General features: G+C 53.2%; 5 protein-coding genes, 2 tRNA genes and 3 rRNA genes. 7 read left to right on the top strand and 3 right to left on the bottom strand.

The features are described from left to right. Nucleotides 1-275, bottom strand: a 275-nt coding sequence (locus HMCN_RS19740; protein ID WP_238551961.1) for a hypothetical protein, incomplete at its 3' end; no start/stop codon positions are given. 152 nt (nt 276-427) lie between these two features. On the opposite strand from HMCN_RS19740, the gene HMCN_RS0104980 reads away from it, so the two are divergent. The 5 genes from HMCN_RS0104980 (at nt 428) to rrf (ending at nt 5,816) form a co-directional block, all read left to right on the top strand. Further along, nucleotides 428-1,958 (top strand): 16S ribosomal RNA (locus HMCN_RS0104980). A gap of 141 nt (nt 1,959-2,099) precedes the next feature. Further along, nucleotides 2,100-2,176 (top strand) — tRNA-Ile (locus HMCN_RS0104975). 20 nt (nt 2,177-2,196) lie between these two features. Then, nucleotides 2,197-2,272, top strand: a tRNA-Ala gene (locus tag HMCN_RS0104970). 390 nt (nt 2,273-2,662) lie between these two features. Continuing rightward, nucleotides 2,663-5,538: ribosomal RNA gene (locus HMCN_RS0104965) — 23S ribosomal RNA — on the top strand. A 165-nt stretch (nt 5,539-5,703) separates the two neighbouring features. Further along, a 5S ribosomal RNA gene (gene rrf / locus HMCN_RS0104960) occupies nt 5,704-5,816 on the top strand. The 16S, 23S and 5S rRNA genes sit together here with 2 tRNA genes alongside, the layout of an rRNA operon. Nucleotides 5,817-5,971: 155 nt before the next feature. Here rrf and HMCN_RS0104955 read toward each other — a convergent pair. Next, complete coding sequence (locus HMCN_RS0104955; RefSeq protein WP_025916337.1) at nt 5,972-6,526, bottom strand: acyloxyacyl hydrolase; 555 nt, start codon at nt 6,524-6,526, stop codon at nt 5,972-5,974. Nucleotides 6,527-6,697: 171 nt separating this feature from the next. Here HMCN_RS0104955 and HMCN_RS0104950 point away from each other — a divergent pair, with 171 nt between their 5' ends. Next, complete coding sequence (locus tag HMCN_RS0104950; protein WP_081801414.1) at nt 6,698-7,612, top strand: NAD(P)-dependent oxidoreductase; 915 nt, start codon at nt 6,698-6,700, stop codon at nt 7,610-7,612. Nucleotides 7,613-7,830: 218 nt separating this feature from the next. Continuing rightward, nucleotides 7,831-8,616 carry a DUF3047 domain-containing protein gene (locus HMCN_RS0104945; protein ID WP_155837404.1) on the top strand — a complete coding sequence of 262 codons (786 nt, stop codon included), beginning with the start codon at nt 7,831-7,833 and terminating at the stop codon, nt 8,614-8,616. A gap of 113 nt (nt 8,617-8,729) precedes the next feature. On the opposite strand, the gene HMCN_RS0104940 is transcribed toward HMCN_RS0104945, so the two are convergent. Next, nucleotides 8,730-9,935: a M20 aminoacylase family protein gene (locus HMCN_RS0104940; RefSeq protein WP_025916334.1), complete on the bottom strand. Its 1,206-nt coding sequence runs from the start codon at nt 9,933-9,935 to the stop codon at nt 8,730-8,732. Nucleotides 9,936-10,099: the final 164 nt, after the last annotated feature.

Raw genomic sequence — 10,099 nt, 5'->3', positions numbered from 1 at the left:
GGCAAGAGAAGGCAGAAGCAGGCGGTACGGGAGTTGGCATAAGGGTGCGCAAGGGAATGGAATTTGCGCGCTGCGGTTAAAAAACATGTTGACGAAGTAATCGAAGCGCTGCATAATCTCACCTCTTCAGTGCTGCAAACAAAACGCTTTGCAGCCCGGCCGGTGCGGTAGAAAATACCAGCGCTGCCATGAAGTAAAAGATCTTTAACAATTAACAGTCGATAAGTGTGGGCACTTGATGAAGGCGCCATGCGTTCTGCCTCGGCAGATTGCATGAACTTAAAATATCAAATGCTCGCACAGAAGAAAAATAGGATCTTTTTGGAGGAAACTTCAGGAAGAGCCTGTCAGTATTTTGAGTGAGCGACCGGTCTGGCTAGGGTAAAACCTAAGCGGACCATGTCAGCAATGACATAAAACAGAGATTAAACTGAAGAGTTTGATCCTGGCTCAGATTGAACGCTGGCGGCATGCCTTACACATGCAAGTCGAACGGCAGCACGGATTTCGGTCTGGTGGCGAGTGGCGAACGGGTGAGTAATATATCGGAACGTACCCTAGAGTGGGGGATAACGCAGCGAAAGTTGCGCTAATACCGCATACGATCTACGGATGAAAGTGGGGGCTCGCAAGACCTCATGCTCGTGGAGCGGCCGATATCTGATTAGCTAGTTGGTAGGGTAAAAGCCTACCAAGGCGACGATCAGTAGCTGGTCTGAGAGGACGACCAGCCACACTGGGACTGAGACACGGCCCAGACTCCTACGGGAGGCAGCAGTGGGGAATTTTGGACAATGGGGGCAACCCTGATCCAGCAATGCCGCGTGAGTGAAGAAGGCCTTCGGGTTGTAAAGCTCTTTTGTCAGGGAAGAAACGGTGGGGGCTAATATCCTCTGCTAATGACGGTACCTGAAGAATAAGCACCGGCTAACTACGTGCCAGCAGCCGCGGTAATACGTAGGGTGCAAGCGTTAATCGGAATTACTGGGCGTAAAGCGTGCGCAGGCGGTTATGTAAGTCAGATGTGAAATCCCCGGGCTCAACCTGGGAATGGCATTTGAGACTGCATGGCTAGAGTGTGTCAGAGGGGGGTAGAATTCCACGTGTAGCAGTGAAATGCGTAGATATGTGGAGGAATACCGATGGCGAAGGCAGCCCCCTGGGATAACACTGACGCTCATGCACGAAAGCGTGGGGAGCAAACAGGATTAGATACCCTGGTAGTCCACGCCCTAAACGATGTCTACTAGTTGTCGGGTCTTAATTGACTTGGTAACGCAGCTAACGCGTGAAGTAGACCGCCTGGGGAGTACGGTCGCAAGATTAAAACTCAAAGGAATTGACGGGGACCCGCACAAGCGGTGGATGATGTGGATTAATTCGATGCAACGCGAAAAACCTTACCTACCCTTGACATGGACAGAATCCTTGAGAGATCGAGGAGTGCTCGAAAGAGAACTGTCACACAGGTGCTGCATGGCTGTCGTCAGCTCGTGTCGTGAGATGTTGGGTTAAGTCCCGCAACGAGCGCAACCCTTGTCATTAGTTGCTACGAAAGGGCACTCTAATGAGACTGCCGGTGACAAACCGGAGGAAGGTGGGGATGACGTCAAGTCCTCATGGCCCTTATGGGTAGGGCTTCACACGTCATACAATGGTACATACAGAGGGCCGCCAACCCGCGAGGGGGAGCTAATCCCAGAAAGTGTATCGTAGTCCGGATTGTAGTCTGCAACTCGACTACATGAAGTTGGAATCGCTAGTAATCGCGGATCAGCATGTCGCGGTGAATACGTTCCCGGGTCTTGTACACACCGCCCGTCACACCATGGGAGCGGGTTTCACCAGAAGTAGGTAGCTTAACCGCAAGGAGGGCGCTTACCACGGTGGGATTCGTGACTGGGGTGAAGTCGTAACAAGGTAGCCGTATCGGAAGGTGCGGCTGGATCACCTCCTTTCTAGAGTATGTGCCGGAATCAAGTGTTCACACTTATCGACTGTTAAGAAAAAAGAAGAGCAGCAATGAACAGTAATTGGACTGCAGGTCTGTGCCGTAGCAAGAAGGACTGCACGACCAACAGCTGAGAACTGATCCAAGCGGGTCTGTAGCTCAGCTGGTTAGAGCACTGTGTTGATAACGCAGGGGTCGTTGGTTCGAGTCCAACCAGACCTACCAAAGAGTATTGAGAAAGTACTGGGGGTTTAGCTCAGCTGGGAGAGCACCTGCTTTGCAAGCAGGGGGTCGTCGGTTCGATCCCGTCAACCTCCACCAAGTATCTGTGAGAATGCAAACCTGAGTTACGCATGCAATGCAAGAAGTGCATGAAAAATTCAGGTTTGGTTTCTTAAGCCATTAGCTGTTTCGTTCTTTAACAATCTGGAAGAAGTAAAGATTTATCATGAAGTGCAGATAAATCAAATCATCACGCCGATAGCGATATCGTGGCAGCAATGCCGGTGAGGAAATGATAATGCTGCAAGTCTTGATGGGTTGTGATTGTATCAAATCAAAAAAGTATTAAAAGCGAGTTTGAGAAGTCAGTTTTAGAAAATCAAATTCCTTGAGATACGGCAAACGCTAAAGTAATACTCATAGAATAACTCTATAGCCGGTTTTTAATCCTGCATGAATGGTAGTTTGGATTAGAAGCCAAAGTTATAGGGACAAGTGAATAAGTGCACATGGTGGATGCCTTGGCGATATCAGGCGATGAAGGACGTAGTAGCTTGCGATAAGCTGCGGGGAGCCAGCAAACAGGCTTTGATCCGCAGATTTCCGAATGGGGAAACCCGGCCGTAAGGTCATTGCATGCTGAATACATAGGCATGCAAAGCGAACGTGGCGAACTGAAACATCTAAGTAGCTACAGGAAAAGAAATCAACCGAGATTCCCAAAGTAGCGGCGAGCGAAATGGGAAGAGCCTGCAAGCAATAGCAGTAGACATAGTGGAATGCTCTGGAAATGGCAGCCATAGAGGGTGATAGCCCCGTACACGAAATGACTATTGTGGTACTAAGCTTGCGACAAGTAGGGCGGGACACGAGAAATCCTGTCTGAACATGGGGGGACCATCCTCCAAGGCTAAATACTCGATATCGACCGATAGTGAACCAGTACCGTGAGGGAAAGGCGAAAAGAACCCCGGAAGGGGAGTGAAATAGATCCTGAAACCGTGTGCATACAAACAGTAGGAGCGGACTTGTTCCGTGACTGCGTACCTTTTGTATAATGGGTCAGCGACTTACATTCAGTGGCAAGGTTAACCGCATAGGGAAGCCGTAGAGAAATCGAGTCCGAATAGGGCGATCAGTCGCTGGGTGTAGACCCGAAACCAAGTGATCTACTCATGGCCAGGTTGAAGGTGCGGTAACACGCACTGGAGGACCGAACCCACTAATGTTGAAAAATTAGGGGATGAGCTGTGGGTAGGGGTGAAAGGCTAAACAAACTTGGAAATAGCTGGTTCTCTCCGAAAACTATTTAGGTAGTGCCTCAAGTATCACCATCGGGGGTAGAGCACTGTTATGGCTAGGGGGTCATCGCGACTTACCAAACCATTGCAAACTCCGAATACCGATGAGTGCGAGCTTGGGAGACAGACGTCGGGTGCTAACGTCCGGCGTCAAGAGGGAAACAACCCAGACCGCCAGCTAAGGTCCCAAAGATTGGCTAAGTGGAAAACGAAGTGGGAAGGCTAAAACAGTCAGGAGGTTGGCTTAGAAGCAGCCATCCTTTAAAGAAAGCGTAATAGCTCACTGATCGAGTCGTCCTGCGCGGAAGATGTAACGGGGCTAAGCCAGTCACCGAAGCTGCGGATATGCAGTAATGCATATGGTAGGAGAGCGTTCTGTAAGCCTGCGAAGGTGTCTTGTAAAGGATGCTGGAGGTATCAGAAGTGCGAATGCTGACATGAGTAGCGATAATGGGGGTGAAAAGCCTCCACGCCGTAAGCCCAAGGTTTCCTGTTCAACGTTCATCGGAGCAGGGTGAGTCGGCCCCTAAGGCGAGGCAGAGATGCGTAGCTGATGGGAAGCAGGTTAATATTCCTGCACCGTCGTATGATGCGATGGGGGGACGGATCACAGAAGGTTGTCCGGCGGTTGGAAGTGCCGGTTCTTGACTTGTAGAAGGCTGTTAGGCAAATCCGGCAGCGTAATTCAAGGGGTTGAGACGAGCGAACTTGTTCGCGAAGCAATTGGAAGTGGTTCCAAGAAAAGCCTCTAAGCTTCAGTCATACGAGACCGTACCGCAAACCGACACAGGTGGGCGAGATGAGTATTCTAAGGCGCTTGAGAGAACTCGGGAGAAGGAACTCGGCAAATTGGTACCGTAACTTCGGGATAAGGTACGCCCTTGTAGTTTGACCCCCCTGCGGGGGAAGGATGAAAGGGTTGCAATAAACTGGTGGCTGCGACTGTTTAATAAAAACACAGCACTATGCAAACACGAAAGTGGACGTATATGGTGTGACTCCTGCCCGGTGCTGGAAGATTAAATGATGGGGTGCAAGCTCTTGATTGAAGTCCCAGTAAACGGCGGCCGTAACTATAACGGTCCTAAGGTAGCGAAATTCCTTGTCGGGTAAGTTCCGACCTGCACGAATGGAGTAACGATGGCCACACTGTCTCCTCCCGAGACTCAGCGAAGTTGAAATGTTTGTGATGATGCAATCTACCCGCGGCTAGACGGAAAGACCCCATGAACCTTTACTGTAGCTTTGCATTGAATTTTGAACCAATCTGTGTAGGATAGGTGGGAGGCTTTGAAGCGTGAACGCCAGTTTGCGTGGAGCCAACCTTGAAATACCACCCTGGTTTGTTTGAGATTCTAACCTTGGTCCGTTATCCGGATCGGGGACAGTGCATGGTAGGCAGTTTGACTGGGGCGGTCTCCTCCCAAAGTGTAACGGAGGAGTTCGAAGGTACGCTAGGTACGGTCGGACATCGTGCTAATAGTGCAATGGCATAAGCGTGCTTAACTGCGAGACTGACAAGTCGAGCAGGTACGAAAGTAGGACATAGTGATCCGGTGGTTCTGTATGGAAGGGCCATCGCTCAACGGATAAAAGGTACTCTGGGGATAACAGGCTGATTCCTCCCAAGAGTTCATATCGACGGGGGAGTTTGGCACCTCGATGTCGGCTCATCACATCCTGGGGCTGTAGCCGGTCCCAAGGGTATGGCTGTTCGCCATTTAAAGTGGTACGTGAGCTGGGTTTAAAACGTCGTGAGACAGTTTGGTCCCTATCTGCCGTGGGCGTTGGAAATTTGAAGGGGGCTGCTCCTAGTACGAGAGGACCGGAGTGGACGAACCTCTGGTGTACCGGTTGTCACGCCAGTGGCATTGCCGGGTAGCTAAGTTCGGAAGAGATAACCGCTGAAAGCATCTAAGCGGGAAACTCGCCTTGAGATGAGATTTCCCTGGAGCCATGAGCTCCTTGAAGGGTCGTTCGAGACCAGGACGTTGATAGGCTGGGTGTGGAAGTGCAGTAATGCATTAAGCTAACCAGTACTAATTGCCCGTAAGGCTTGTCCCTATAACCTTGGTCGGTTATGGATCGATGAGTAATGTACGTGTTTGCCTTGTTTGGCAGTCATAACCAGAATATACAATATTTACTTCTTCCAGATTGCGTTGTTTGCTGCCATGCCGGCCCGTAGAAATACGGCATGCGGAGGAGCAAGCGATGTTACAAGTTATGCCTGATGACCATAGCAAGTTGGTACCACCCCTTCCCATCCCGAACAGGACCGTGAAACGACTTCGCGCCGATGATAGTGCGTCAACACGTGTGAAAGTAGGTCATCGTCAGGCTGTTATTCCTAAAAACCCCGCAATCACCTTGCGGGGTTTTTTTATGCCCGTTCGGGTAGATTGAAAACCGCGTAATCCTGCTATCCTCTGCTGCTTTGCGTCATTGACTCAAAGCTAACGGCAAGTAAGCGTTCAAATGACATAATCGACGTCACTTAAAATATCATTTTTGCACTTAGCACAGCAAAATTTGCGCCGCTGTTTGGATGTTTGATCCCGCCATTGGAAAAGTGCTGGACCTTCAGTCCAAGATCGAGTTTGTTGGAAAAAACATACCCTATTCCGATGTGGTCGCCAAACTGAAAAGCGGTCGAGAATGAGCGGCCGTTGTTGTCATACGCATGGGAGAGCAAGTGCGCGCCAATGCCAGCTTCTGCGTAGGGCCCGGTTTTGCTATCGTGCTGGAAGCGGAAAACTGGTGTAATGCCAATGTCGGTAATATTCTGCGTGGCATCCGGGCGATTTTGATAGCGGGTGCCGCGCCATTGGGCTAGTGTCAGATCCCAATAACCGCCGATATGGCTATTGTTTGATTGCCACCATTTATCAGCCCAGTTCCACTGCGCGCCAATACGAACTATTTGTGTCTTGTTGCCGGTGGCCACCTCGAAGGAAGCGGAGTCGACTGCATAACTGCTGGTTTGCATGCCGATGGCAACAATGCTGGAAAAAAGAATTTTAATGGCGGATTGCTGAAGATATGCTGTCATGACAACTCTCGATGGTCGAAAATACTGGATTGATTAATTGCAATATTGTGCCATCCTTCTCGAGTTTGCGGGTCGCTGGTCGCAGTAGCATCTGGCGCCAAAAATTGGGTAACGTTTTTATCCCGTTTTCGTACCGACCATCAAGCGTATCTTTAAACCAAGGGGTGCAATGTGAGTACAAATATCAATCTGCCAAAAATCGCATTTCTCGGCATCGGCTTGATGGGGAAGCCAATGGCCTTGCGCTTATTGCAAGCAGGCTACCCTTTGATCGCATGGAATCGCACTCGCAGCAAGGCGGAAGAGCTAGTGCGGCACGGTGCGCTGGTTGCCAGTTCCATTGTGGAAGCAGTGCAGGATGCCCAGATTGTCATTACGATGCTGGAAGCAGGGCCGGTGGTGGCGCAGGTTGTTGGCGTTGCGCTGGCGGGATTTGCCGCCGGCACCTTGGTGATAGACATGAGTTCGACGCGTCAATCGGAAGCGCGTGTGCTGCATGCGCTGTTGCGCACGCACGGGATTGGATTCGTCGATGCTCCGGTTTCAGGCGGTGTGCTGGGGGCAGAGGCTGGTTCGCTGGCGATCATGGCGGGCGGCAGCGCTGCGGATTTTGCCAGGGCCGAGCCGATTCTGCGCAGCATGGGCCGCCCGACGCTGGTGGGGCCAGCGGGTTGCGGGCAGATTGCCAAGTTGTGTAATCAATTGATCGTCGGCGGCACGCTCAACATCATTGCGGAAGCCCTGTTGCTGGCACAGGCTGGCGGCGCCGATCCGGCTGCGGTAAGGGCTGCGCTGCGCGGCGGTTTCGCCGAGAGCCGCTTGCTGGAGGTGCATGGCGAACGCATGCTGGAACGCAATTTTTTGCCGGGCGGGCAAGTCAAGAGCCAGAGCAAGGATCTCGATAATGTATTGCTGGCGGCCGCAGACGCCGGTCTTGCACTGCCGCTGGCGCAGCAGGTTACGCAGCACTATCACAGCATTCTTGCCGCCATTCCGCATGCCGATCAGTCGGCTATCCTGCTGGCGCTGGAGGCCATCAATCCCGGTCTGCGTCTGGGTAAAGCGGCGGATCGCTTGCCAAACTGAGCGCTCAATTTTTGACGATGAAATACGTTGGCAGTATTTTAGAGTGCGTACGGAATTGTTGCGAAAATACATGATTTATATTGATACTCCGGCATGCATGTGGATGCAACTGAAATTCTCTGCGGCTTTGTCCCGGGCGTTTTCACCGCACGCATTGAATGGCACTGCTGCTACCAACCCCGCCGCACAAAATTCCGCGCGACCATTTCCCTGTTGATATGACACGTTTCTTGCTGCTCATGATCGCTTTGTTCGCACTTAACGGCTGCGCGCAATTCCCCGCTGACGCAATGCCGGAGCAGGCCGCAGCCATGCCCGGAAAAACCGGGTCGGATGCCGGACTGGCGCTGTTTTCCGCCAATGCCGCCGCCGGCCTGCCTGACGGCTGGTCGCCGCTGCTGATTACCCGCAACAAAAAACGTACCGAATACCGGCTGGTGTCCGAGGCGGGGCACACTATTTTGCATGCGCAAGCGAGCGCTGCCGCATCCGGGCTGATACAGGAAACCAGCCTCGATCCGTTGCACTATCCGTGGCTGCAATGGCGCTGGAAAATCGCCGATCTGCTCCAGTCGGCCGACAATACCCGGCGCGAGGCGGAGGATTCACCGGTGCGCATCATACTGGCTTTCGATGGCGACAAGGATGCGCTGTCGTTTGCCGACCAGATCATGTTCGAAACCGGCAAACTGGTTTCCGGCCGCGATCTGCCGTATGCGACGCTGATGTATATATGGGAAAACAAGGCGCCGGTCGATACCGTCATCAATAACAGCCGCACCGGCCGGATCAAGATGATGGTTGCTGCCAGCGGCAATCGCGGCGTCGGCCGCTGGCAAAATTTTTCGCGCAACATTGTCGATGACTATGCGCGCGCCTTTGGTGCGAAGCCGGGCCGGCTGATCGGCATTGGCGTGATGACCGATACCGACAACACCGAGGAAAGTGTCGAGGCATGGTACGGCGACATTCTGCTGTTGGCGCAACAGGCCTCGGAGCATTAATCTTAGCCCGTCCCCTATCCGTCAAATTTGATTAAATGATGGGGTATGCATATTTTATTCAATTTTACGTATGCAATTATTGCGATATAAAAATATACAATGAGTAGTATATTTTATTCTTCTGGGCGCTGCCGGGACAGCAAACTTTGCACCAGGCTGACCCAGTAGGTGGCGCCGATCGGCAGCAGCGCATCGTTGAAGTCGTAGCTGGGGTTGTGCAGATTGCACGGCCCCAGTCCGTGTCCGCTGCTGCGATGGTCGCCTTCGCCATTGCCGATGAAGACGTAGCAACCCGGCTTTTCCTGCAGCATGAAGGCGAAATCTTCGGCGCCCATGGTCGGTTCTACCTGCGCATCGACCTGCTGCGCGCCCACCATCGACTGCAGCACGGCCACCGCGGCGGCGGTTTGCTGCGGATGATTGAATAGCGGCGGGTAATTGCGCTTGAACTCGAACTGCAACTCGGCATTGAAGGCGCTGGCGGTATGCCGGGCGATCTCGCGCATGCGTTGCTCGATCAGGTCCAGCACTTCAATGCTGAAGGTGCGTACGGTGCCGATCAGCGCGGCCTCGTCCGGGATCACGTTGGTGGTGCTGCCGGCGTGGATCTGGGTAATCGACAGCACCGCGGCATCGTTCGGATTGGTGTTGCGGCTGATGATGGTTTGCCAGCTTTGCGCGATCTGCACCGCCACCATGATCGGGTCGATGCCTTTGTGCGGTTGCGCCGCATGGCCGCCCTTGCCGCCGACAGTGACCTCAAACTCGTTGCTGGACGCCATCATCGGTCCCGGCATCACGCCGAAGCTGCCGACTGCAATGCCGGGCCAGTTGTGCATCCCGTACACCGCATCCATCGGACATTGTACAAACAGGCCGTCCTCCATCATCTTGCGCGCGCCGCCGCCGCCTTCCTCGGCTGGCTGAAAAATCAGGTAGACGGTGCCGTCGAAGTCGCGCTGTTTCGATAAATAATGGGCTGCGCCCAGCAGCATCGCGGTGTGGCCGTCATGGCCGCAGGCGTGCATCTTGCCGGGATGGCGGGACGTATGCGCAAAGGTATTGATCTCTTGCATCGGCAGCGCATCCATGTCGGCCCGCAGACCGATCGCGCGCTTGCTGTCGCCGTTCCTGATGATGCCGACCACGCCGGTGCCGCCCATACCGCGCAGGATCGGAATGCCCCATTCGGTCAGCTTGGCCGCCACCAGATCGGCGGTGCGCTGTTCTTCGTAGCAGAGTTCGGGATGGGCGTGGATGTCGCGGCGAATCTGCTGCAGCTCGGCCTGAAACTGGACGATCGGATCGAGTAATTGCATGGTGTTCTCCAAATTCTTTTGTCCTGCAAGGCAGGCTATATGAACGGCAATGGTAACTCCAACCGGCATGCGCGTGTGAATGCGGCGCGCTCCGATGGCGGCGTCGGGACGGGCGCAGTTGCGGTGAATTTGGATTACAGTACAGGATGCAAATCCCACCGAAT

It is taken from the genome of Herminiimonas sp. CN (genome assembly GCF_000622895.1).
Lineage (GTDB): Bacteria > Pseudomonadota > Gammaproteobacteria > Burkholderiales > Burkholderiaceae_D > AVCC01.
This window is presented reverse-complemented; position numbering and strand designations above follow the sequence as displayed.

Excerpts from the sequence above, each read along its gene's own strand:
- HMCN_RS0104955 (WP_025916337.1), bottom strand. The coding sequence starts at position 6,526 with ATGACAGCATATCTTCAGCAATCCGCCATTAAAATTCTTTTTTCCAGC.
- HMCN_RS0104945 (WP_155837404.1), top strand. The coding sequence starts at position 7,831 with ATGACACGTTTCTTGCTGCTCATGATCGCTTTGTTCGCACTTAACGGC.
- HMCN_RS0104940 (WP_025916334.1), bottom strand. The coding sequence starts at position 9,935 with ATGCAATTACTCGATCCGATCGTCCAGTTTCAGGCCGAGCTGCAGCAG.